Here is a 24,698-nt window from a genome sequence, read left to right as displayed (position 1 = left end):
GACTCCAGGCGAGCAATCCGGTGGATCAGTGCACGGGCAAGGCAACGATTTGCGCGGTGGTCAGCACCGAACCGAAGGTGTCTTCGATTTCCGCCAGCGCCGCGTTGTGCAACGCGTCCTTGGACACCGAATCCCCATTGGCGCGAGTGATTGCGCGGGTTGCAGTGGCATCGGATGCTACCACAACGTCGTAGCCCAACGGCACCGCGTCACGCGCGGCACCGGCGACACAGGCGTGGGTCATCAGGCCGGAAATGATCAGTGTCTTGATTCCGGCTTTCTTCAACTGGGCGTCGATATCGGTGCTGGCGAACACACTCACGGTGGTTTTTTGAATGACTTTGTCCTGTGGACGCGGCTGCATCAACGGGTGGAAGTTCACCGTTTTACCGTCCTTGGCAAACACCGCTGCGCCCTCCGGAGCCACGTGTTGCACGTGGATCACCGGGATATGTTGCTTGTCGGCAAACGCAATCAGGCGCTGGGCGTTGTCCAGGGCTTTCATGCCATCCGGGATCGGCATGCGGCCCGTGAAGTATTCGTTCTGGAAGTCGATCACCAGCAGCGCGGTGGTTTTCGGGTCCAACTGGTCGGTCGGTTTGGCACCGAACATGGCGCGGATGGTCGGCTGAGTATTGACCTGAGCATCAGCGGCCACGGCACATTGGCCGAGGCTCATCAGCAGGCCAAGGCCGGCGATGACGGTTTTAAGCATGTGCGGCACGGCGCCGGCGTTTGCGGCGCGCAGGGTCAATTGAGAAGTAGCAATGGCGTGGGACATGAGCGGGTTTCCTTAAGCAGTCGTCGGGTTGACGAGGCCAGCTTAAGCAGGCCCTACTGTTTGATCCACGCACATAAGCAAACAATACCTGTGCTATTTCTGCACATATTTAAAGTCAAGCGACCGCTCACTCAAGCGCCCAGCCCCGTAACCAGCGCATCAACTACCGCGCGAATCTTGGGCAGCGCCTGGCGATTTTTAACCCAGGCCACATTGATCTCCATTCCCGTGATTGCCAGTTTCGGCAACACCTCAACCAGCGTCCCCTCCCGCAATGGTTGCTCGATCAGCCATGACGGCAACTGTACGATACCGCAGCCTGCCAGTGCGGCCATCATCAATCCGTCACCATTCCCCATCACCAGGTGCGCAGCGATTTGCCTGTGGCGTGTTTCGCCCTGCTCACCGGCGTAACGCCAAGGGCTGATGCTCCCGTCAATCCAGCCATAGGCAATACACCGATGATGCTCAAGGTCGCGCTCCGCGTGTGGGGTGCCATGGCGAGCCAGATACGCAGGGGATGCACACAAAACATGCCGCTCACGGTTGAGCAGCCGGTGCTCTACCGTCTCCGGCCAGGTGTGTGCGTCGCCAATGCGCACCACGATGTCCACGCCTTCCTTGAGCGGGTCGATAAAACCATCTGAGAAAGAGATATGCGGTATCAGCAATGGATGATCCTTCACCCACTGCAGAAGGATCGGTAACACCTGTGCGCGGCCAAATGCGCTGGGCAGGTCAATGCGCACACGCCCGCGAGGCTCGGTGTTTTCTGCCTGAAGTGATAACTCCGCTTCTTCCAGGTCTGCCAGTACGCCGGTGCAGGTGCGCAGAAACGCAACACCGGCATCCGTCAGCGATAACGTGCGCGTGGTGCGCTCGAACAGTCTGGCGCCCAGGCGCGTTTCCAGGCGCGCGATGTTTTTACTGATGGCAGAGGCCGTCAGGTGCATTTTCTCGGCCGCTGCCGTGAAGCTGCCGTACTGCGCGACACAGACAAACACATCGATGCCCTTCAAGCGTTCGGAGGAAAACACAGACGTTCCTTATTCATGAATTCATTTCCAATATATTGATAAAAAGCATCCTAAATCAGAACCAGGATCAAAAGTAAGCTGCACCTTTCCGAGCGAGCGAATCATGACGCTCGCACCTTATAAATGGACGATGAGGCTCGAATGCTGGCAACGCTGAAAAACTACCCGCTCACCCTCAACCTGCTGCTGTGTGCCTCACTGGTATTAACCCTCGCCCGCGCAATTACGCTGCCCTACCTGGTCATCTACTTGTCGGGCCACTTTGAATTGAGCATCGCCGACATCGGCCTGGTCATTGGCAGCACGCTGATCATTGGCTCGATGCTGAGCCTGTATGGCGGTTTTCTAGTGGACAGAATGTCCAGTTACCGGCTTATTCTCACGTTCTGCGGCGTGTTCACGCTGAGCTTTCTCGGCGCCTATGTCGCGCCCGCGCTCTGGCTGTTTTACCTGTGCCTGGTGTCAGTCAACCTGGCCTATGCCGTGATTGATATTGCAGTGAAGGCCGGATTTGGCAGCCTGCTCCCCGTCAATCAGCGCAGCGAAGTGTTTTCGATCAAATACACGCTGACCAATATCGGTTATGCCGTCGGGCCGTTTCTGGGCGCGGGGTTGGCCGCCGTGGATACCAGCCTGCCCTTTCTGATGTCAGCAGGGCTTGGTGCCGGGTTCTTTTTTATCTATTTCGTGTGGGGCGACAGGTGCCTGGTGACGGTCGAGGCAAACCGGCCGCCCACGCCGTTCCTGGCAGTCGGCAAACTGCTGCTGCGTGATTACCGCCTGGTGTGCTTTACCTTGGGCGGGCTATTGAGTGCGGTGGTGTTCGGCCAATTCACTGCCTATCTCTCGCAGTACCTGATAGTCACCTCCACGCCCCAGGCGACCTACCGGATTATCAGCACGGTTGTGGCAACCAATGCCCTGATGGTGATCAGCCTGCAATACGGCCTGGGCAAACGGATTACCCATCGGTACTTGAACGTGTGGCTGGCGGCCGGCCTCAGCCTGTTTATCGTCGGGCTGGGCGGGTTCGCGCTGTCCACCACACTGTTGATGTGGGTGCTGTCCATGGCCATTTTCACCCTGGGTGAAATTATCGTGTTCCCCGCCGAATACATGTTCATCGACAACATTGCGCCGAATCATCTGCGCGGCATGTATTACGCCGCGCAGAACCTCAGCAACGTCGGCGCAGCATTGGGGCCCGTGCTGTGCGGATGGGTGCTGGCAACGCAGCCGGCTCACTACATTTTCTACATGCTGGTACTTTTTATAATCGGCGGTGGGATGCTGTATCTGCTGGGCGTTTCCCTGTCAGGTGCCCTCACCGCCAAACCGGTGAAGTGAGCGCCTTCGAGCGTCCTGGCGGGGTATACGATCGGTTGCGTCAAATTACCACCCGGGCTGACGCCTGCGGCCAGGTTGATACTGTTCAAGCGGCTTGCAACGCAAGCTGGCCAGCGGCAGCGCGACGTTGGCCGTGTTCCTTGCAAGCTGCGCAATACACCTTTGTCATCAAGCCCATTGATAGCTCCCTAACGAAACCCGCATCCTAGAGGGCTAATCTCGCGCTTATATCATTCCGAATGATAGTTACCTTTGCTTCATTCGATTCGTGACATAGCACCTCGCCGCGCATGATCCGCCCATCTCAAATACATTGGCGGATGCACCTCATGGAACAGTCACTCAAACATTTGCGCTTCCCCCTGGCGATTTTGGCCGTGGTGGTGATGAGCGCGTGCGGCAAAACTCCGGAACAAGCGGCCGCCATGCCCCCTGCAAAAATCAGTGTGGCCAAGGTGCTCGAACAACCGGTAAACGAGTGGGATGAATTCACCGGTCGCCTGGAAGCGCCGGAAACCGTGCAGATTCGTCCGCGCGTGTCCGGCCAGATCGACCAAGTGGCGTTCATCGAAGGCGCCCTGGTGAAGAAAGGCGATGTGCTGTTCCAGATCGACCCGCGTCCGTTCCAGGCTGAAGTGCGCCGCCTCGAAGCCCAGCTTGCCCAAACCAAAGCCGCCGCCAGCCGTAGCGATAATGAAGCGCAACGGGGCGAACGCCTGCGTCAGAGCAACGCGATTTCCGCCGAACTGGCCGACTCGCGCACCACCGCTGCCCAGGAAGCCCGCGCCGCTGTCGCCGGGATTCAGGCGCAGTTGGACCTGGCCAAGCTCAACCTGAGCTTTACCCGCGTGACCTCGCCGATCAGCGGCCGCGTCAGCCGTGCCGAAATCACCGCCGGCAACCTGGTGACCGCCGACGTCACCGCACTCACCAGCGTGGTCTCCACCGACAAGGTCTACGCCTACTTCGACGCCGATGAGCGCGTGTACCTCAAGTACACCGAGCTGGCCCGCCAAGGCCGTCGTGGCGCAACAACGCCTGTGTACCTGGGCCTGTCCAACGAAACCGGCAACCCGCACCTGGGCCAGATGAACTTCGTCGACAACCAGGTCAACCCGGCCACCGGCACCATCCGTGGCCGCGCCGTGTTCGATAACAGCAAGGGCGAATACACCCCTGGCCTGTATGCCCGCTTGAAGCTGGTTGGCAGCGGCACCTACTCCGCTGTGTTGATCAACGACGAAGCGGTCGGCACCGACCTGGGCAAGAAGTTCGTGCTGGTGATGGACGGCGACAAACCGGCTTATCGCTCGGTGGAACTGGGGCCGAAGATCGAAGGCTTGCGCATCGTACGCAGCGGTTTGAACAAGGACGACACCATCGTCGTGAAGGGCTTGCAGCGCATTCGTCCGGGGTCGCCGGTTGCACCGGAAACCATCCCGATGGCCAGCAAGGAAACCCTCGCCGCCTTGGCACAACAACGACAAGCGCTTGAAGCCAGCAACCTGGAGCAAGTGGCGCCGGATAAAGCCGCGCCCAAAGTTGCCAGCGTCGCGACTCCACGCGGTTAAGGGATACAACTCAAGATGAATTTTTCCAAGTTCTTCATTTCACGGCCGATCTTCGCAGCGGTGCTGTCGCTGTTGATCCTGATCGCCGGTGCAATCTCGCTGTTCCAACTGCCGATCAGCGAATACCCGGAAGTGGTGCCACCGACCGTCGTGGTGCGTGCCAACTTCCCGGGTGCCAACCCCAAAGTCATCGGTGAAACCGTGGCCGCTCCCCTGGAGCAAGCCATCACCGGCGTCGAGAACATGCTGTACATGTCCTCGCAGTCCACCGCCGACGGCAAGCTGACCCTGACCATCACCTTCGCCCTGGGCACCGACCTGGACAACGCGCAGGTGCAGGTGCAAAACCGTGTGACGCGGACTCAGCCGAAACTGCCTGAGGAAGTGACCCGCATCGGTATCACCGTGGACAAGGCTTCCCCGGACCTGACCATGGTGGTGCACTTGACCTCACCGGATCAGCGTTACGACATGCTGTACCTGTCCAACTACGCCTTGCTCAATGTGAAGGATGAGCTGGCACGCCTGGGCGGTGTGGGTGATGTGCAGCTGTTCGGCATGGGCGACTACTCCCTGCGTGTATGGCTGGACCCGAACAAGACCGCGTCGCGCAACCTGACCGCCACTGATGTCGTGAATGCGATCCGCGAACAGAACCGTCAAGTGGCCGCCGGTGCCCTGGGTGCGCAACCTGCGCCGAATGCCACCAGCTTCCAGTTGTCGGTGAACACTCAGGGCCGTCTGGTGACGGAAGAAGAGTTCGAGAACATCATCATTCGCGCAGGCGATAACGGTGAAATCACGCGCCTGAAGGACATCGCACGGGTCGAGCTGGGTTCCAGCCAATACGCCCTGCGTTCGTTGCTCAACAACCAGCCGGCCGTGGCGATCCCGATCTTCCAGCGCCCAGGCTCCAACGCCATCGAGATCTCCAACGAAGTGCGCGGCAAGATGGAAGAGCTGAAAAAGAACTTCCCGCAAGGGATGGACTACAGCATCGTCTATGACCCGACCATCTTCGTGCGTGGCTCCATCGAAGCGGTGGTGCACACCCTGTTCGAAGCACTGATCCTCGTGGTGCTGGTGGTGATTCTGTTCCTGCAAACCTGGCGCGCCTCGATCATTCCATTGGTGGCGGTGCCGGTCTCGTTGATCGGTACGTTTGCGGTGATGCACCTGTTTGGCTTCTCGCTTAACGCGCTGTCGCTGTTCGGCCTGGTACTGGCGATCGGTATCGTGGTGGACGACGCCATCGTGGTGGTGGAGAACGTCGAGCGTAATATCGAGTTGGGATTGGAACCGTTCCAGGCCACTGAAAAAGCCATGAGCGAAGTGACCGGCCCGATCATCGCCACCGCGTTGGTGCTGTGTGCGGTGTTCATTCCAGCAGCCTTTATCAGCGGCTTGACCGGGCAGTTCTATAAGCAGTTCGCGTTGACCATTGCGATCTCGACGGTAATTTCGGCCTTCAACTCGCTGACCTTGTCCCCTGCCCTCGCTGCCGTGTTGCTGCGCGGTCATGATGCGCCGAAGGATCGCTTCTCCAAGGTGCTCGACAAGATTTTCGGCGGCTGGTTGTTCCGTCCCTTCAACCGCTTCTTCGTCAAGGCCAGCCACGGTTACGTCGGCACCGTACGCCGGGTGATTCGTGGCAGCGGTATCGCGTTGTTCCTTTACGCCGGTTTGATGGTGCTGACCTGGTTCGGTTTTGCCCACACCCCGACCGGTTTCGTGCCGGCCCAGGACAAGCAATACCTGGTGGCCTTCGCGCAATTGCCGGACGCTGCGAGCCTGGACCGCACTGAAGATGTGATCAAGCGCATGTCCGACATCGCGCTGAAGCAACCGGGCGTGGAAAGCGCCGTAGCGTTCCCGGGCCTGTCGATCAACGGTTTCACCAACAGCCCGAACAGCGGCATCGTGTTCGTGACCTTGAAGCCGTTCGACGAACGTAAAGACCCGAGCATGTCTGCAGGTGCGATTGCCGGTGCACTGAACGGCAAGTACAGCGGCATCGAAGAAGCCTACATGGCAATCTTCCCACCGCCGCCGGTACAGGGCCTGGGCACGATTGGCGGGTTCCGCCTGCAGATCGAAGACCGTGGCAACCTGGGGTATGACGAGCTGTACAAAGAAGTGCAGAACATCATCACCAAGAGCCGCACCACGCCGGAGTTGTTCGGACTGTTCACCAGCTACACGGTCAACGTGCCCCAGGTCGATGCCGCCATCGACCGCGAAAAGGCCAAGACCCATGGCGTGGCGGTCAGCGACATCTTCGACACCCTGCAGATCTACCTGGGTTCGTTGTATGCCAACGACTTCAACCGCTTCGGCCGTACCTATCAAGTCAACGTGCAGGCTGAGCAGCAGTTCCGCCAGGATGAAGACCAGATCGGCCAGTTGAAAGTGCGTAACAACAAAGGCGAGATGATCCCGCTGGCGACCTTCATCAAGGTCAGCGACACCTCGGGCCCTGACCGCGTGATGCACTACAACGGCTTTATCACCGCCGAAATCAACGGCAACGCCGCACCGGGCTACAGCTCCGGCCAGGCCCAGGCAGCGATTGAAAAGCTGCTGAAAGAGGAACTGCCCAACGGCATGACCTACGAGTGGACCGACCTGACTTATCAGCAAATCCTCTCGGGCAACACTGCACTGTTCGTGTTCCCGCTCTGCGTACTGCTGGCGTTCCTGGTACTGGCGGCCCAGTACGAAAGCTGGAGCCTGCCATTGGCGGTGATCCTGATCGTACCGATGACGCTGCTGTCGGCCATTACCGGGGTGATCATCTCCGGCGGCGACAACAACATCTTCACCCAGATCGGCTTGATCGTACTGGTGGGCCTGGCGTGTAAGAACGCGATTCTGATCGTCGAGTTTGCCAAGGATAAACAGGCCGAGGGGCTCGATCCGCTCGCTGCGGTACTGGAAGCCTGCCGTCTGCGTCTGCGGCCGATCCTGATGACCTCGTTCGCCTTCATCATGGGTGTGGTGCCACTGGTGTTGTCCAGCGGTGCCGGTGCCGAGATGCGTCATGCCATGGGCGTGGCGGTGTTCTCCGGGATGATCGGGGTGACCTTCTTCGGCCTGTTGCTGACGCCAGTATTCTACGTATTGATCCGTCGCTATGTGGAGCGCAGCGAAGCGCGCAAAGCGGCCAAGGCCTTGAAGCTGGAGACACAGCAATGAGCGTGAAAGTATTCCTGCCTAGCCTGCTGGTATTGGCGCTGAGCGCCTGCGCCGTCGGCCCGGACTACAAAACCGAGAAGCTTGCGGCTGCCAATATCACGGCCGCCGCCGACACCAAAAGCTATGACCATGCCCAGTACGAAGGCATTTGGTGGCAGCAGTTCGAGGACCCTACTCTCAACCAACTGGTGACCCAGTCGCTGAGCGGTAACCGCGACCTGCGTGTAGCGTTCGCCCGTCTGCGAGCCGCCCGCGCGATTCGCGATGACGCGGCCAACGACATCATGCCGGTGGTGACCAGCCGTGCCAGCAGCGACGTGGGCAAAGGCCAGATTCCCGGCCAGACCACCAAGCGCGTCAACAGCGAACGCTACGACCTGGGCCTGGACATGGCCTGGGAAGTCGACTTGTTCGGCCGCATCCGCCGCAACCTCGAAGCCAGCGACGCTGACCAACAGGTGGCGGAAGCCGACCTGTACCAACTGCAAGTCACCATGATTGCCGAGTTGGTGGACGCCTACGGCCAACTGCGCGGCGCTCAACTGCGCGAACGCATCGCCCTGGACAACCTGAAGAACCAGCAGGAATCGCGCACCATCACCGTCAGCCTGCGTGATGCCGGCGTCGGCGACCAACTCGACGTGGAGCGCGCCGATGCCCGCCTGGCGGCGGTTGAAGCCAGCGTGCCGCAACTGCAAGCCGAGCAAGTACGCGAGCGTAACCGCATCGCCACCCTCCTCGGCCAGCGCCCCGACAAGCTGACCGTGGACCTGAGCCCGAAAGACCTACCGGCGATTGCCAAGGCGTTGCCAATCGGTGACCCGGGGCAACTGCTGCAACGTCGCCCGGACATTCTCAGTGCCGAACGCAAACTGGCCGCCGCTACTGCCCGTATCGGCGTGGCCAAGGCGGACCTGTTCCCGCGGGTCAGCCTCAGCGGCTTCCTCGGCTTTACCGCCGGGCGCGGTTCGCAGATCGGCTCGGCGGCCGCGAATGCCTGGTCCCTCGGCCCGAGCATCACCTGGGCGGCGTTTGACCTGGGCAGCGTGCGTGCGCGTTTGCGCGGCGCGAATGCCGAGGCCGATGGCGCCCTGGCGACGTATGAGCAGCAAGTATTGCTGGCTCTGGAAGAATCGGAAAATGCCTTCAGTGATTACGGCAAACGCCAGCAGCGTCTGGTCTCGCTGATTCGTCAAAGTGAATCCAGCCGCGCCGCCGCCGACCTTGCCGCGATCCGTTATCGCGAAGGGACGGTGGACTTTCTGGTGCTGCTCGACGCGCAACGTGAGCGCCTGGCGGCGGAAGACTCACAGGCACAGGCCGAAGTGGATTTGTATCGCGGGATTGTCGCGATCTACAAAGCCCTCGGTGGTGGCTGGCAGCCGGACACCGTCGTCGCCAGCAGCAAGTGAGGTAAAGAGCTCCTTTGGTTGGTCGCATCCAGCCAATTTTTTAGCCCTGCGGTCCATTCGGTCGCGGGGCTTTTTTTATAGCGGATTCAGCAGGTTTAACACGGATCTTGTGCTTCACTCATTCACAGTGATGACTTCACAAGGAGCCCGAGATGGATCGACTTTCTGCTGCCCCCTACGCATTACTGGTGATGTACGCCTGGGACCTGTGCGACATAAATCCTCGCCAGATTCCGCCACGAATCGACCCACGCATCAACGAAACGGGATGGAACGTGGTGGGATTTATCTCAGGCTCGGACGACATCCTGATATCTGGCCTTGGCTTGAGGTCGACCATGCTCGGCGCCTCTGACGACCAGCGCAGTCGCGTCTGCTACGGCTATGTCGCCCAGCGTAACGTCCAGGGCCAGGACCAGTACGTGGTGGCGATACGCGGCACCGACGGTGCGCAGGAATGGGGTGACGACCTCGACTTCCTGATGATGAACCACCCCAACCCGAAAGCCGGGCTGGTGGATCAGGGTTTTTGGGACATCTACCGGACGATGCAATTCCACGGCGCGGACGGTGCGTCGCCGGTGCCGCTGGCGCTCGGCATCAGCCAACTCACGGCGGCCAACCCGCCGATGGTGTTGGGACACAGCCTGGGGTCGGCCCTCGCAACCTACCTGACCCTCGACCTGAACCTGCAAGGCTGTAAGGCGAGTGCCTGCCTGTTTGCCTCGCCAAAAACCGGTAACAAGACGTTCGTGGACTTTTTCGAGACTCAAGTCGGCAACTACGACCTCTTCAACTATGCACGCGATGTTGTGCCGACCGTCCCAAAGAGTGACATATTGCATTTCTCCGCCTACTACGCGTTGTTGCAGGCCAAGACAATTCCCGCCGGTGCTTCAAGTCTCGGGATTAAAGACAACCCCCTGTGCAATCACCACCTGATTTGCTATACGGCGCTGCTTGATCCTTTGGCCTATAAGCAAGCCATGGCGGACCCCGGCTGCACCGCCGATGACCGACAGTGCGCACAGTGTGTTGTGCCTGGAGCCTCCTGAATCGGCGTCAGCGTGCGAGAACCATCGCGAAGTAGCCAAACACCGTCAGCAAAATCCCCGACACCGCATACGCCACTGGAAAACCGATCCAGGGCACGCTGCTGTCGATCTCCTTGGCGGCTTCACGTGCTGGCCCGGAATGGCTACGCGCCCCCGCCACACCGCCCATGAGGATCGCCGGGTTGATCTTGAACACGTGAAACCCCACCGCCCATACGATAAACGGCGGAATGGTGCAGGCCACAAAGCCCAGCACAAAGATCTTCAACGCGATGATCGGGCTAATTTGTGAAACCAGATTAGCCCCGGCATTCACCCCTACGATCGCGACAAAGAAAATCAGCCCCATGTCCTCAAGAATGTTGCGTGCCGCGTTGGGTGTATTGCCAAAGAAGCGCACTCGCGACACCAGTGACGACACGATAATCCCCGACACCAGCAAGCCGCCCGCGTTGCCCAGGCCCACCGCTGCACCGAACGCCGGCACTTGGATCAGGCCGATCAGCAAGCCCAATACCATACCCAGCGATAGCGTCAGCAAATCGGTCGCGGTACTCGGCCGCCCTGCCTTGCCCAGTAACGCCGTGGCTTTGTCGATGGCCGTACGCAGGCCGATCAGGTGCATCACATCCAAGCGTTGCAGGCGTGTTTCCAGCCCCACGGGAATGGGCGCGCCGCCGCGCTCGATACCCACCAGTTGCACCTGTCCGGCAATCGACGACTGGCTGAACTGCTTGAGCTGCTTGCCGATCGCGTCGCGGTGGGTCACCAGAATCACCGCCTCATCCAGCGGGATATTAAGCGCCCAGGCATCCGGCACTTCCGGCCCGATCAGGCCCATGTGATCCGTCAGCGCATCAAGGCTGCCCCCCAGCGCAATGATATCGCCCAGTTGCAGCACCAGTGCCGGATCGGCCCCGAGCAACTGGTCGCCGCGCTCGACATTCTCGATCTGGTACAGCTCAAATTGTTGGCGAAACTGCGCGATGGTTTGCCCCACCCATTCACTGTTCACCAATCGATAGGCGCGCAGGTCAAAAGGCCGATAGCCACTGAGCCCGGCGTCGTCAACGTTCGGCACGCCATGCTCCACCTCATACGCCTTGGCCGCCTTGCGTGCATCCACTCCCCACCAGCGCGGCAGGTATTTGCAGATCAGGATGATGCCGACCGTGCCCCAGATGTAAGTGATGCCATAGGACAGCGCAATCATGGCCGTCGCCGCTGCGGCGGTGGTGCCCGGTGGCAGCGGCACGACGCCGGAAGTGATGGCTTGTTCCGCCGAACCGATGGCCGCCGACATGGTTTGTGAACCGGCAAGAATACCGCCGGCCGCACCCACCGGCAGCGACAACAGCTTCACCCCCAACACCACGATGCCCAAGCCGAGGAACGACGAAAGAATCGCCAGAAAGGTGAATTTCAACCCATCGCCCTTCAGGCTATTGATAAACGAGGGACCGACCCGCAACCCTACGCCGTACATGAACAGGTAATAAAACAGGCTCTTGGTGAAGTTATCGAGCTCGAAATGCACGCCGTAGTAAGACGCCCACGTCGCAATGGCGCAGCCTATGACGATAGCCCCGGCCACCGCCCCCAAGCCGTAACCTTTGATGGTGCCGCGCCCGACCCAGACGGACAGGCCGACCACCAGGAACAGCAGAATATAGGGGTTGTCGTGCAGGAAATTGAAGAAGGCTGTCACGATGATTCGTACCTTGCGATGAAACGCTAAAGGCACCGGGCCTCAGGCCCGGTGAAGATGCAATGCGTTCAGGCGAGGTTCGGGGTGTCGGCCGGGATGACCGGCTCAGCAATCGCACCGTGGCTGAAGCTCGGCCCGGCGTCGGAATTCAACACCGGGTTTTTCTGCAAGTAGGCAATGGCCTTGCGCAGGTCTTCAAGCAACAGCGCCACCAGGTCGCGGCTCACGCCATGGCGGACCAGGATGCGCTGCACCACGACGCTCTGGCGATCTGACGGCAGCGGGTACGACGCGATCTGCCAACCGCGCATGCGCACGCGCTCGGACAGGTCATACAGGCTGAATCCATGGTCAATGCCGTCCTTGAGTTTGTAACAGACCGCCGGCAGCCCGTCTTTGCCGTCGTACACCAACTCCAGCGGGGCGAATTTGACGATTTCCGAGGCGAGCCATTGCGCCGTGTCGGAGCAGGCCTGCTGAATACGCGTATAGCCATCACGCCCGAGCCGCAGGAAGTTGTAGTACTGGGCAATGATTTCACCGCCCGGCCGGCTGAAATTCAGGGCGAAGGTCGCCATATTGCCGCCCAGATAATCCACGTAGAAGATCAGCTCTTCCGGCAAGTCGGCGGTGGAACGCCAAATGACCCAGCCCACGCCAAGCGGCGCCAGCCCGTACTTGTGGCCCGACGCGTTGATCGATTTGACCCGTTCGATCACAAAGTCCCATTGCAGCGTCCGCTGGATGAACGGGGCGATAAACCCGCCACTCGCCGCATCAACATGTATCGGGATATCCAGGCCGAGATCGCGCTGCATCGAGTCCAACTCGGCGGCCAACGCGGCGACAGGCTCGTAGATACCCGTGAAGGTGACGCCCAAGGTCGCGACCACGCCGATGGTGTTCTCGTCGCAATATTCTCGCAGGTCGGCCGGAAGCAGGCCCAAGGCGTCACCGCGCAAGGGCACTTCACGAATTTCCACATCAAAATAACGCGCGAATTTTTTCCAGCAAATCTGCACCGGGCCGCACACGAAGTTCGGTTTGTCGGTCGGCAGGCCAGCGGCTTCACGACGCTTCTTCCAGCTCCACTTCAGGGCCAGGCCACCAAGCATGGCGGCTTCACTGGAACCTGTGGTCGAACAGCCAACGGTTTGCCAGGATTTGGGCGCATGCCAGAGGTCGGCGATGATGTGCACGCAACGGTTTTCAATCTCGGCGGTTTGCGGGTACTCGTCCTTGTCGATCATGTTCTTGTCGAGGGCATCGGCCATCAACTGCTTCACTTCGGGCTCGACCCACGTGGTGCAGAAGGTCGCCAGGTTCTGCCGCGAGTTGCCGTCAAGCAACAGCTCATCGCGCACCAGGTTGTAGGCCGCCGACGGCGTAGTCGAGTGATCAGGCAAACGGTACTTGGGCAAGGTGTGCTGGGACGAGCCGCTCGAATACACATCTTCGATGGCTTGGTCTTGAGTTTCTACGGTTTTGTGAAGTGCCATGAAATCCTGCTCTTGAATGAGGGAAATGGCGTAGACGTTGATCGCGACAAGTGCCGATCAGGCTGCGTCAGGGGCAAGCGATGGGACGGTCGCGCCGACTATCACACATAATCCGGCGCCGGAAAGTGCCCCAGATCATTGAAACCATGGGTCTGCGGTCAGAGAGGGTCGGTCGCTTGCAAGTGACCTATTGGCTTATCGCTTCGTTCAATATCAAACTGCGGTAATGCCCGGGGTTGGACCCCGACCACTTGCGAAACGCCTTGTAGAACGAACTGGTGTCGGCAAACCCCAACCGCCCGGCGATTTCGGCAAAACTGACCTGTGGCTCAGCCAGCCAGACAATCGCCAGTTCCTTGCGCACGCTGTCTTTAAGGCCCTGATAGGTCTGGCCTTCATCCGCCAGGCGGCGGCGCAGGGTCGAAGCCGAGATGCACAGGCTGGCGGCCAGGCCGTCGGTTTCCGGCCACATGTCAGGCGGCATCTGGCGCAGGTCGTTCTTGATGCGAGTAGCCAGGCTATCCGGATCACGGTATTTGACCAGGATGTTGGCCGGCGCATGCGCGAGAAAACGCTTGAGGTCCTCCGGGCTGCGCTTGATCGGCAGGTCCAGGCAGTCGGCAGAAAAGATCATGCGCGTGCGCGGCCGGTCAAACCGCAGGTTGTCGGAGAACATCACCCGATAATCGTCACAGAAGTCCGGCTGCGAGCAACGCAGCTCAATGGCCAGGATCGGAATGCGTCGCCCCGCGAGCCAGCAGGCGACGCCATGGACGATCATCCAATAAGTGAAATAGGTAAACGCCCGCTTGGGCTCCAACTCGGGCTCCAGCAACACAATTTCTGCCAGGCTTTGCTGGCGCACCAGTTGAGCGGGCATCTGCTCAAGCATCAGCGACAGAAAACCCAGGCCGGTTTCCAGACTTGTGTCCAGACTGGGCTGCGCCATTGCGGCGCGGCACAGGAACGCCAGGCTGCCGGACTTGAGCTTGCGCGGGTCCATGCCGAAGAACTCATCATCCAGGCGCCGCGCCAACAAGCGCCACAGGCGCGCGTACGCCGTTGCCGGCACCCGAGCATTGGGCTGCTGCAGCCATGCCGGGGCGATCCCGACCTTGCTCAACGCTTCAACGGTGGCCGCGCCGGGGGCGCAACTTTGCAGTAAGGCCTCACGGACAAGATGGATGGAGATGGTGTCTTTTTCCGCCATGGGGGTTGGGCTATTCAACGCTACAAAAGAGGATGAGCATCATAAGGTCGGTTGCGATTCGCCACCACCGTTCAGCCGTAGTTCAGCAAAGGTCGACATTCAGTGTTTAGTAATGAGTATCATTATGTTACAAATTAGCATCTTCTACAGTCTTGATGCGGTGCCGAATGCTCGTTCCCTTTTTAATCATGCTGCGCGAAGGCATTGAAGCCGCATTGATCGTTGGCATCATCGCCAGCTACCTGCAACAAACCGGTCGCGGCCAGTGGATGCCCGCCGTGTGGATCGGCGTGTTCCTTGCCGCCGCCCTCGCCTTGCTGGTAGGCGGTGGCCTGGAACTGGTCAGCGCTGAATTCCCGCAAAAACAACAGGAACTGTTCGAAGGTGTCGTAGGCCTGGTCGCCGTGGGCATTCTCAGTTCCATGGTGTTCTGGATGCGCAAGGTAGCGCGCTCGATCAAACATTCCCTGCATGCATCCCTGGACCACGCGCTCACAGGCTCCAGGCATCAGGTGATTGCGCTGATCGCCATGGTGTTTTTCGCCGTGGCCCGCGAAGGCCTGGAAACGGTGTTCTTCCTGCTGGCGGTGTTCCAGCAGAGCGAAGGCCCGGGCGCACCGATTGGCGCCCTGCTCGGCCTGATCCTGGCGATCATCGTCGGGTTCCTGATCTACAGCGGCAGCATGCGCCTGAACCTCGGCGCGTTTTTCCGCTGGACCGGCCTGTTCATCCTCGTGGTAGCCGCCGGCATTCTGGCCAATTCGGTGCAGGCCCTGCACGAAGCCGGTGTGTGGAACCACCTGCAAACCGTGCTGTTCGACTTCAGTGCCGCGCTGCCGATGGACAGCCCGCTGGGCTCAGTCCTGGCCGGTATGTTCGGTTACCAGGAAGCGCCAACGGTCAGCACCCTGGGCGCCTATCTGATTTATCTGGTGGTGGCGCTGGTGATGTTCTTCCTGCCCTCGCCCCCCGCCAGGCCCGTCGCCAACCCCTCTTCCGTTTCCAGCCAGTAAGGACCGTCTCTTGTCCAACCAAACCCCTCAATCGGCACCGCCTTCCCGCGCCTTGCGCTGGGCGGTGGCCGGCTCGGTGGTGGTGATGATCGCCGCCGGCGCGCTGTTCTACTACGCCTCACAGTTGGCCGCGGCCAAACGCCAGACCAACCACGATGAAATTGCCGTGACCATCCATGGACACGCCTGCGAACCCAACGAACTGACCGTGCCCGCCGGGCGCGCGAGTTTTCGCATCATCAACCGCTCCGACCGCGCGGTGGAATGGGAAATCCTGGACGGTGTGCTGGTGATTGAAGAGCGCGAAAATATCGCCCCGGGTTTAAGCCAGATCATCAACGCCAACCTGCTGCCCGGCGACTATGCGATCACGTGCGGTTTGCTGAGCAACCCGCGCGGTACCTTGCACGTCACACCGACGGCGGCGTCCGATGCCCAGGCCAAGGCCAAGCCGTCGATGGTGGCCTTTATCGGTCCGCTGTCGGAGTTCCGCGTGTACCTGAGCAGCCAAGGCAGTGCACTGATCAAGGCGGTGACCGCGCTGCAGCAAGCCATTGAGGCCGGCGACCTGGCCCAGGCCCAGGCACTGTATGTGCCGGCCCGCGAGGCGTATCAGCGACTGGCGCCGGCCTCGCAACGCCTGGCCGAGCTGGATAACGCGATCAACGCCCGCGCCGACTACTTTGAAAAGCGCGAGCAAGACCCTGCCTTCAGCGGCTTCCACCGCCTTGAATACAGCCTGTTCAAGCAGCGCAGCCTGGATGGCCTGGCGCCGGTTGCTCAACGCCTGGTCAGCGACGTCACCGCGCTCAAGCAACAACTGCTGGCCCAGTCGCTGCCACCCGAGCAACTGGTGAGCATTGTGGTGCGCAACCTCAATAGCCTAGCGGATGTTCGTGCCGCCAGCGGTGAAGAGGAACGCTACAGCCATATCGACTTGAACGGCTTTGCCGCCAACCTTGAAGCCGCCCACAAGGTGGTGGAGTTGATGCGACCGTTGTTGACCAAGTCCGCTGCTGACGTGCTGCCGAAAATCGACAGCGCCCTCGAAGCGTTCGATGCCGAACTCAATGGGTTCAAGGTCAACAACGGCTACAGCGCGTATGACAGCGTTACCGCCGATCAGCGCAAGCAGATCGCCGACAAGGCCAAGGCTCTGGCCGTTGCACTCGATGGAATCGACCCCGCCCTTGGCCTTTCCGGCCTGCAGTGAAGACGACCTAACACATGAGTGATTCAGAACAATTTTCCGCGCAACGCCGCCGGGTCCTGCTCGGCATGGCCGCCACCGGCGCAGCGATTGCCGGCAGCACCCTGACCTGCCCGGCCATGGCGGCCGCCGCCGCCGAACAGGTCACTACCGCACCGCGCAGTGACAAGACCCAGGACCATCAGGACTTTTTCGGCAAGCACCAGAGCGGCATCGTCACTCCGCGCCCGGCCTGCGGCATGCTCGTAGCGTTTGATGTGCTGGCCAGCGACCGCGAGGACCTGGAGCGCCTGTTCCGCACGTTGAACGAGCGCATCGGCTTCCTGATGACCGGCGGCACCGTGCCGCAAGTCGACCCGAAACTGCCACCCACCGACTCCGGCATCCTCGGCCCGGTCGTGACACCGGATAACCTGACGATCACCGTCTCCGTCGGCGAGTCGCTCTTCGATGAGCGTTTCGGCCTCACTGCCGTCAAACCCAAGCGCCTGATCCGCATGGTCGGCTTCCCCAATGACGCGCTGGAACCGGCGCAGTGCCACGGCGACCTGAGCCTGCAATTTTCCTCCAACACGCCGGACACCAATATCCACGCCCTGCGCGACATCGTGAAGAACCTGCCGGACCTGCTGCTGGTGCGCTGGAAGCAGGAAGGCAGCGTACCGCCCCAGGCCCCCGTCAAACCGGGTGAGCCTGCGCAGAGCGCACGTAACTTCCTGGGCTTTCGTGACGGTTCGGCTAACCCGAACTCCAACGACAACAAGGCCATGGACCAGATTGTCTGGGTGCAGCCCGGCAGCGACGAACCCGCCTGGACCGCCAACGGCAGCTATCAGGCCGTGCGGATCATCCGCAACTTTGTCGAGCGCTGGGACCGTACTCCGCTGCAAGAACAGGAAAGCATCATCGGCCGCGTCAAACCCACAGGCGCGCCGATGGATGGCGACAAAGAAACCCAGGTCCCCGACTACAGCAAGGACCCGGAAGGCAAGTTGACCAAGCTCGATGCCCACATCCGCCTGGCCAACCCACGCACCCCGCAGACTCAGGCCAACCTGATCCTGCGTCGGCCGTTCAACTACTCCAACGGCGTCAACAAAAACGGTCAGCTGGACATGGGGCTGTTGTTCATCTGCTACCAGGCTGACCTGGAGAAAGGCTTTATCAGCGTGCAAACCCGCCTCAACGGCGAGCCCCTGGAGGAATACCTCAAGCCGGTCGGCGGCGGGTACTTCTTCACCTTGCCAGGGGTGGCGGGCCCCAAGGATTTCATTGGGCGCACGCTACTTGCTGCAACGCACCCTCAAACCACTGCCAACACTTAAAACAAACTCAGAGCGGATACGTCACATGAAGAAGTCGATTATCGCGTTGTCGTTGTTAATGACCCTTTCGCCGCTGGCAGCTTTCGCCGCGACTGCGCCGCTGGACCTGGTAGGCCCGGTATCGGACTACAAGATCTACGTCACCGAAGAAATCGGTGAGCTGGTCACCCAGACCAAAGCGTTCACCGATGCTATCAACCAAGGCGACCTGGCCACCGCCAAGAAGCTCTACGCGCCAACCCGCGTGCACTATGAGTCCATCGAGCCGATAGCCGAGCTGTTCAGCGACCTCGATGCCTCGATCGACTCACGCGTTGATGACCACGAAAAAGGCGTGACCGCCGAAGACTTCACCGGCTTCCACCGCATCGAGTACGTGCTGTTCTCCCAGAACACCACCAAAGGCCTGGAAACGCTGACCGCCAAGCTCAACACCGACGTCAACGACCTGAAAACCCGAGTCGATGGCCTGACCTTCCCGCCCGAAAAAGTCGTCGGCGGTGCCGCAGCATTGCTGGAAGAAGTCGCCGCCACCAAGATCTCCGGTGAAGAAGACCGCTACAGCCACACCGACCTGTATGACTTCCAGGGCAACATCGACGGCGCGAAGAAAATCGTCGACCTGTTCCGTGGCCAGCTCGAGAAGCAAGACAAGGCCTTCCTGGCCAAGGTCGACAAGAACTTCGCCACCGTGGACAAAATCCTGGCCAAGTACAAAACCAAGGATGGTGGCTACGAGACCTACGACAAGGTCAAGGAAACCGACCGCAAGGCCCTGGTGGGTCCGGTCAATACCTTGGCTGAAGACCTTTCCACCTTGCGTGGCAAGCTGGGTCTGAACTGATAACAAACTCCCACGCCATGCACCTGGACGAGTCGTAGAGTGCATGGCACGGGGCCTGTGAGCGCTTAACTCACCGGTGAGTCCGGCGTGAAGTCTTGCAATGGAGCGCCAGTGGGCTGCTGCGTGACGGGGTCAATCGCGTACCACAGTGTGTCTATTTGCACCGCGCGCAATGCGCAATTTTGACTCACTCCCAGTTGGCTTGACGGGTACATACTGGTCTCCTGCCCCACGGGCTGAGGGTACAACGTGTCATAGACCCCAAGCCCCCATCGGCACTTTTCAAAGGCCGTGGTCGTCAGATAGAAACCCTTCCCGACAGGCACCAACTTACCTGCCAGTACTTGTCGGGTTGCACCGATTGCTTTGGGGCCGATCCTCAAGACATCAGAAACTCCGTCGAGCGGATTGAACAGACTGCGAAAGAATGGCGCAACGCCTTTCACCGCCCGCAGGGTGAATGCAGTGCCGCTGAACGGAACAATCGCCTTGAGCCCCTTGAAAAAGTTTCTTGCCCCGGCCAACCCTCCAGTAAATGCGAATGAAGCGAAGTCGATCAACAACCCTTTGAACCCTGCGCCAATGTTGCCGTCGCCGATATCGGCAACAGCCCCCACAAACGGGATAAGGCTTAACACCGTTCTCAGGTTTTCATGGGTAAAGACTTTCCCGGAATCAAACGGATAGGTGCGTCTTTTCCGCAGCTTTGTCGGCTCGTTGGCGTAATCGAGCAACGCCTGGCGTTTGCCATCGAACGTGGCGGCGACGATAGCCTTGGCTATATCGTTGGTTTTTCTCGAAGCCCAACTGTTGGGCACATAAACAGGTGTGACGTTGGACCGCCTCGGCGCAGCCTGACCCGGCAACGTTTGCCCGAACTTTTCGATAATGGCCTTGGTTCGCACCCCAGGGCGCAGCTCGCTCCCCGTCTGGTAGGCCTGGAAGTCAAAGTCAACCGGTGCCGCCTTACGAAAGTCCACAGATATGTGTGCGAAAGGGCCATAGGGAACCGAATCTTTTTCAACCACACCGTCCAACTTGAGCTCAGAGAACAGCAGGTGGCGTTTGGATACCTTCATTGAGCCTGGGAACATTTCGAGATAGGTGTATCCCCCTTCTTCCCCTTTGTTCTTGTAACGCAGCAGAACGCCGCGCTTGGCCCTCTTGTCGGCAACCTTCGAGTCCTTCCCCTGATCCCGTTCCAGGGACTCCCCGGTCTCTTCCCGCAATGTGAAGATCTCCACATCACCGGACTCCAACCCCTGGCGCACATCCAGCGGTGCGTTGGCGATCATCAGCTTGATCACGGTTTCTTCTGCACGACGACTGTCGGCCAGGTATTGATCCACAGCAGGCGTCACCAGCGACGCAATTGACGAAAGCTTGCTGACCCTATCGTTAAAGGTTTCCTGAGAAACCTTGGGGTGAATGAATCTGTATGTTTTGTCTTGGGCAAATACCTTGTTCAACACGTCGCCCAGGAGCGTCAGAGGGTCCAGACTCGCTTGTTGTGTAAGGATCACATCGGTCAAGCGCAGCTGGCGTGGCTCCAGGTGCCCTTCATTTCTAGGGTTGTACGGCGTGTCGGTATCAAGTTCGAGTTTGAAGTTGGCGATTTCTTCTTGGGTCATTTCAGGAAACAGCAGCGCCAATTGATTAATCAACAGGCTCGTCTGGCTGGGCGGCTCACTGGTCAGGCTCTGGAAAGCTGTGTGAGTGCTGTTTTCTCGGTCGGCGAACGCCTGCGCGGCGGCGCTGTAATCCCCAGCAGAGTAAAACCCATCGGACCTCTTGGGAAATACACCACTCATCACGGCCCAATCCAGCAGCGTCGGTGCCCCGAGGCATTTTATCAACGTCTCGTGTTCCAGCCCCATGGGATTGAGCCGGGTAAGGGCCTGAGCCTGGGTGATATTCAACGATCGTGAACTACCCGCCCCACCCAGTTTATCCGCCATGGCACAACCAAGGCGCAGGTTCATCCAAGCGGTCGAACCCATGCTGACTTGCCCGGGTGACAACTTGAGCGACTCAGGCGCCTGTGCCGACACGCCGGGGTCGGGTTTAACCAGAAACTCGGGGGCCGCCTGTGCCAACAACAGATGGGCGATCAGAGGTGCCATCTTGGCGTCGGCAACTTTACTTTCCAATTGGGTTTCAATATCGCCGCGTACCTCGTCCAACGTGCGGCCAAGGTTGTTGGGCTGATAAATGTCGTAGCCGGCAACCACCCCAGGCTTGCCGGGCAGCTCGGCACCGGTGCCGGCCTTGATGGCGGCCGCCAGGAGTTGATGACGGGTTGCCCGTGAGAGCGGCTGGCCACCTTTGACCTCCGCCATATTCAGCCGCTGGGCCAGTGCCTGGGCCTCGGCGACAGCGTGGGCCGAGTCGAAAAACCCTTGCAGTTGCAGGTCCCGATCATTCGGCAAATCTATTCTGGCCATATGGCTGACCAACAGTTGAGTCACCGAGCCAGGCCCGATAGATGCCGCCTTCAACACGATCAAATCATTCGACGACAGCGCACCTGGAGCCCAGGTATAGGGTGACAATCCGCCAAAGTCCCCTGCCGTTGGCGGGGGTGGCAACCGAGTGGTCAGCCAGGCAATGGCCGAGTTCACTTGCGCAACCGTTTCGGGGCTCCCCAACCCGGAAAAACTCAGCAGTTGCCGTAGGTCGTACAGGGGGCGCGAATACACGACGTTTCCGGTTGCCTTGCTCCTCTCTACGAGTTGATTGAAGTCGTTATTGAGGCTGTGGATAGCGGCTTTTTCGGCCGGACTACCGCCCACTGAAACTTTGCTGATCTCATCGTCCAGAAAGACGTGTAGAGAGATCCATTGATTAGCGGCGTCACGCAATTCGAGGTTGCCGTTGGATAGCCTGTAAACGGTATCCGCGCCGCCAAGGCCCGTCTTCTCCATGAAGGTCTTGAACGCTGGCATCGCCAGCCATTCAACAAAGCGTTCACGGGGTCGCTGGCTTTTTTGCGCCAACGTCGATTCAGGGTAAATGACTGCGGGCAGGTCGCTCAGGTTGAGCGTGTCTCCTTCGTTTTTATCTGCGACCTGTGCCTGCAGTTGTGACGCCAGTTGCGAGCGAACATCGACGTCAGTGCTTTTCTGCGAAAGCTGCTCGAACCGTTGGCGCCATTCGTTACGTGTTTCGTTGGATATAGCCGGCCAACCGGCTTTTTTAAGCCGCTCGCCAAGCTGCTTTCCATCTGTTGGGGCGCTGGGCATGTTTACACCGTAAAAATGCAGGATCGCGTTTAAATCCCGGAACGGGACCGCTTCATTTCCCGGCAGCAATACCCCTAAATCATCCGGGCGCAGCTTTTTCACAGCCTCGCTGACTTTTGCGCCGACCTGCCACCAACCTGACCCGTCGGTAGTGGTGAACCTTCGCGTTACCGTTTCGCCCCCAACCACCACCGAGCCTGCTACCCCGTCGCTGAAAACACGCACCGTCGATACATCCAGGCCTTTGGCGTTAAGCCACGCCTGCACCGGCGGCTCGCGCACTGCGTCGATGAAGGCCTCAATGAAAGGGCTGATCGAGGCGTTTGGAGGAAAGGGGTTGGCTCTGAGCTTGCCGGTAAGCAGCAAGTGGGTGAGGGTTTTCTGCAGATTGGCATCGGCTTGTTTTGCGGGCTCGGACGCTGGGTAAACCATGGGTTTGCGCACGGGGTCTGCCGAGGGAGCCTCGCGCTTTGAGCGTATCGAGTGTTGTTCGAGCCCCACTTGTTTCAGTTGGCCGCCCCACTGCTGTAGCGCGCCGGCAACCGATGACTGTTCACTCGCATCCGGCCGGTCCTGAGCCCTCGGCGCGCTGGAGGGATTAAGCGGTTTCGCCTCACCATTGCTAGCTGCCGAAACATAAGCAGGCATAGCTGTACGGCTTACAGAAACTGTCGACATTTCAAGTTCTCTTCACGTTTAACCGCAAGAGTTCTTGTCCTTAAGAACTACCAACAAAAAGCCTAAGAGAGAACCCAAAGGCAAGGTGTAGGAGAGATCTCAATACGTCGACGAAAGTAAACTGGAAAGCCGGCGATTCCGGAGAACCTATGCGCGCTTACAAAATGCGGTAAAGCAACCGCTCGATCCGCACCCTGCTGACCCGCCGCAGGAACTTGCCCACGGCCGGCGGGTACTCCAGCAGCGTCTGCAATTGTTGGTAACGTTCAATGCGCGTGGTGTGCTGAAAAATCTCTGCCAGCTCCGTACGCCTCGGCGCCAGCCACTGGCCTTGCGGGTCATCAATCAGCAAGGCGTTTTCCAGATCGAGGCGGAACGCACGCGGGTTGAGGTTATTGCCCGTGAGCAAGGTGTAACGCTGGTCGACCCACATTCCCTTGAGGTGGTAGGTGTTGTCACCGTCGCGCCACAAGTGCAGGTTCAACTGGCCGCTGTCGATCATTGGCTGATGACGTTTGGCGAATCGGCGCAGGCTGATTTCATACAGGTAAGGCAGTGCCGAGATCACCTTGAATGGCTCGCTGGGCGGTATGTAGAAATCGTTGGCGGTTTTGTCGCCGACGATGATGTCGACCTTCACCCCGCGCGCCAGGGCCCGGTTAATTTCCCGGGTCACTGGCAGCGGCAGGTTGAAGTACGGCGTGCAAATGGTCAGTTGATGCTGGGCACTGGCGATCAGCTCGAGGATCACCCGGTTCAACGGGTTGTTCTTGCCGACACCGAGCAATGGGCTCACCGACAAATGGCCATTAGGCAACAGCCCCGTGGTGGTGTCATAGGCCGCGTGCTTCAAGCGGCTGCGCAGGTCGCCGATATCGTTGCGCAGGCTGCGGGTGGTCGGCGGGTTCGGCAAGTCCAGGCGGTGCACGGCCTTGGACGCTACCAGCCCGTGCTCCACCAGGTGTTGCATCGAGTCAGCCAACGCCGGGTTGTGGATCAGGTGATAGCGGTCAAAACGGTACTTGTCGAACTTGTGCAGGTACACGTTGTTCAGGCTGGCGCCGCTGTACAGCACACTGTCGTCGATCACAAAGCCCTTGAGGTGCAACACGCCGAACAGTTCGCGGGTTTGCACCGGCACGCCGTAAACCGGCACTTCGCTGGCGTGGGTTTGGGTCATGGCCTGGTACCAGGCGCTGTTGCCCGGCTGCTTGCCGGCACCGATCAAGCCGCGCTGGGCACGCAATGAATCGACCACCACCACAACGTCCAGCGCGGGCCGCGCAGCCTTGGCGGCGTGCAAGGCGTCGTAGATTTCCTGCCCTGCTTCGTCCTGCTGCAAGTACAGCGCAACAATGTAGATACGCTGCGTGGCCTGGGAAATTTTTTCCAGCAGGCAACGGCGAAATGCGTCGGCGCCGGACAGCACGTCGATGGCATCGGGAGACAGTGGGAAACCGCGCAGCTTGGGCAACAGGGAGCGTTTGAAGAACGACGGCATAAGGCTCGCAATGGTCGAATCCGAAGAGGCCCCGAGCTTACACCATGGGGGTGCTCAGGTCTCGCTGTCA

The 24,698-nt window shown here is 59.8% G+C and carries 16 protein-coding genes; 9 read left to right on the top strand and 7 right to left on the bottom strand.

Annotation, left to right across the window (positions count from 1 at the left end):
• Positions 1-25 precede the first annotated feature (25 nt).
• Positions 26-715 carry a cysteine hydrolase family protein gene (locus tag A7J50_RS13795; protein ID WP_167353729.1) on the bottom strand — a complete coding sequence of 230 codons (690 nt, stop codon included), beginning with the start codon at positions 713-715 and terminating at the stop codon, positions 26-28.
• A gap of 197 nt (positions 716-912) precedes the next feature.
• Positions 913-1,818, bottom strand: a complete 906-nt coding sequence (locus A7J50_RS13790; RefSeq protein ID WP_064452300.1) for a LysR family transcriptional regulator — start codon at positions 1,816-1,818, stop codon at positions 913-915.
• Between the two features lie 141 nt (positions 1,819-1,959).
• Between A7J50_RS13790 and A7J50_RS13785 the strand changes: the two genes are divergently transcribed.
• From A7J50_RS13785 to A7J50_RS13765, 5 genes are all read left to right on the top strand, one after another.
• The gene (locus tag A7J50_RS13785; protein ID WP_064452299.1) at positions 1,960-3,165 is read left to right on the top strand and encodes an MFS transporter; all 1,206 of its coding nucleotides are present in this window, start codon (positions 1,960-1,962) and stop codon (positions 3,163-3,165) included.
• Positions 3,166-3,494: 329 nt separating this feature from the next.
• On the top strand, positions 3,495-4,736 hold the full coding sequence (gene mexE, locus A7J50_RS13780) for a multidrug efflux RND transporter periplasmic adaptor subunit MexE (protein WP_064452298.1): 1,242 nt from the start codon (positions 3,495-3,497) through the stop codon (positions 4,734-4,736).
• A gap of 15 nt (positions 4,737-4,751) precedes the next feature.
• A complete protein-coding gene (locus tag A7J50_RS13775; RefSeq protein ID WP_064452297.1) occupies positions 4,752-7,931 on the top strand; it encodes an efflux RND transporter permease subunit in 3,180 nt (1,059 codons plus the stop codon).
• Positions 7,928-9,343, top strand: coding sequence for an efflux transporter outer membrane subunit (locus A7J50_RS13770; RefSeq protein WP_064452296.1), 1,416 nt, complete (start codon positions 7,928-7,930; stop codon positions 9,341-9,343). The genes A7J50_RS13775 and A7J50_RS13770 overlap by 4 nt, the downstream gene beginning before the upstream one ends.
• Positions 9,344-9,495: 152 nt before the next feature.
• Positions 9,496-10,398 carry a lipase family protein gene (locus A7J50_RS13765; RefSeq protein ID WP_064452295.1) on the top strand — a complete coding sequence of 301 codons (903 nt, stop codon included), beginning with the start codon at positions 9,496-9,498 and terminating at the stop codon, positions 10,396-10,398.
• Between the two features lie 7 nt (positions 10,399-10,405).
• On the opposite strand, the gene A7J50_RS13760 is transcribed toward A7J50_RS13765, so the two are convergent.
• The 3 genes from A7J50_RS13760 to A7J50_RS13750 all read right to left on the bottom strand — a co-directional run bounded on the left by A7J50_RS13760 (position 10,406) and on the right by A7J50_RS13750 (position 14,815).
• Positions 10,406-12,106, bottom strand: coding sequence for an aspartate:alanine exchanger family transporter (locus A7J50_RS13760; RefSeq protein WP_064454931.1), 1,701 nt, complete (start codon positions 12,104-12,106; stop codon positions 10,406-10,408).
• A gap of 68 nt (positions 12,107-12,174) precedes the next feature.
• Positions 12,175-13,605 (bottom strand): glutamate decarboxylase, encoded by a 1,431-nt coding sequence (locus tag A7J50_RS13755; protein ID WP_064452294.1) that lies wholly within the window; start codon positions 13,603-13,605, stop codon positions 12,175-12,177.
• A gap of 187 nt (positions 13,606-13,792) precedes the next feature.
• Positions 13,793-14,815 (bottom strand): AraC family transcriptional regulator, encoded by a 1,023-nt coding sequence (locus tag A7J50_RS13750; RefSeq protein WP_064452293.1) that lies wholly within the window; start codon positions 14,813-14,815, stop codon positions 13,793-13,795.
• Between the two features lie 167 nt (positions 14,816-14,982).
• Between A7J50_RS13750 and efeU the strand changes: the two genes are divergently transcribed.
• The 4 genes from efeU to efeO (A7J50_RS13730) are packed head-to-tail and all read left to right on the top strand — an operon-like array spanning position 14,983 to position 19,207.
• On the top strand, positions 14,983-15,828 hold the full coding sequence (gene efeU, locus A7J50_RS13745) for an iron uptake transporter permease EfeU (protein ID WP_064452292.1): 846 nt from the start codon (positions 14,983-14,985) through the stop codon (positions 15,826-15,828).
• Positions 15,829-15,838: 10 nt separating this feature from the next.
• On the top strand, positions 15,839-17,041 hold the full coding sequence (gene efeO, locus A7J50_RS13740) for an iron uptake system protein EfeO (protein ID WP_064452291.1): 1,203 nt from the start codon (positions 15,839-15,841) through the stop codon (positions 17,039-17,041).
• A 14-nt stretch (positions 17,042-17,055) separates the two neighbouring features.
• Positions 17,056-18,363 carry an iron uptake transporter deferrochelatase/peroxidase subunit gene (gene efeB / locus A7J50_RS13735; protein ID WP_064452290.1) on the top strand — a complete coding sequence of 436 codons (1,308 nt, stop codon included), beginning with the start codon at positions 17,056-17,058 and terminating at the stop codon, positions 18,361-18,363.
• 25 nt (positions 18,364-18,388) lie between these two features.
• Complete coding sequence (gene efeO, locus A7J50_RS13730) at positions 18,389-19,207, top strand: iron uptake system protein EfeO (protein ID WP_064452289.1); 819 nt, start codon at positions 18,389-18,391, stop codon at positions 19,205-19,207.
• Between the two features lie 65 nt (positions 19,208-19,272).
• Here efeO (A7J50_RS13730) and A7J50_RS13725 read toward each other — a convergent pair whose 3' ends face one another.
• Together A7J50_RS13725 and pssA are read right to left on the bottom strand one after the other, a co-directional pair.
• Positions 19,273-23,127, bottom strand: a complete 3,855-nt coding sequence (locus tag A7J50_RS13725) for a hypothetical protein (protein WP_064452288.1) — start codon at positions 23,125-23,127, stop codon at positions 19,273-19,275.
• 157 nt (positions 23,128-23,284) lie between these two features.
• Positions 23,285-24,628: a CDP-diacylglycerol--serine O-phosphatidyltransferase gene (pssA, locus tag A7J50_RS13720; RefSeq protein ID WP_064452287.1), complete on the bottom strand. Its 1,344-nt coding sequence runs from the start codon at positions 24,626-24,628 to the stop codon at positions 23,285-23,287.
• Between the last annotated feature and the right edge of the window lie 70 nt (positions 24,629-24,698).

Source organism: Pseudomonas antarctica (assembly GCF_001647715.1).
Taxonomy (GTDB): domain Bacteria; phylum Pseudomonadota; class Gammaproteobacteria; order Pseudomonadales; family Pseudomonadaceae; genus Aquipseudomonas; species Aquipseudomonas antarctica_A.
The sequence above is the reverse complement of the archived record's forward strand: the minus strand, read 5'-3'. Positions and strand labels throughout refer to the sequence as shown.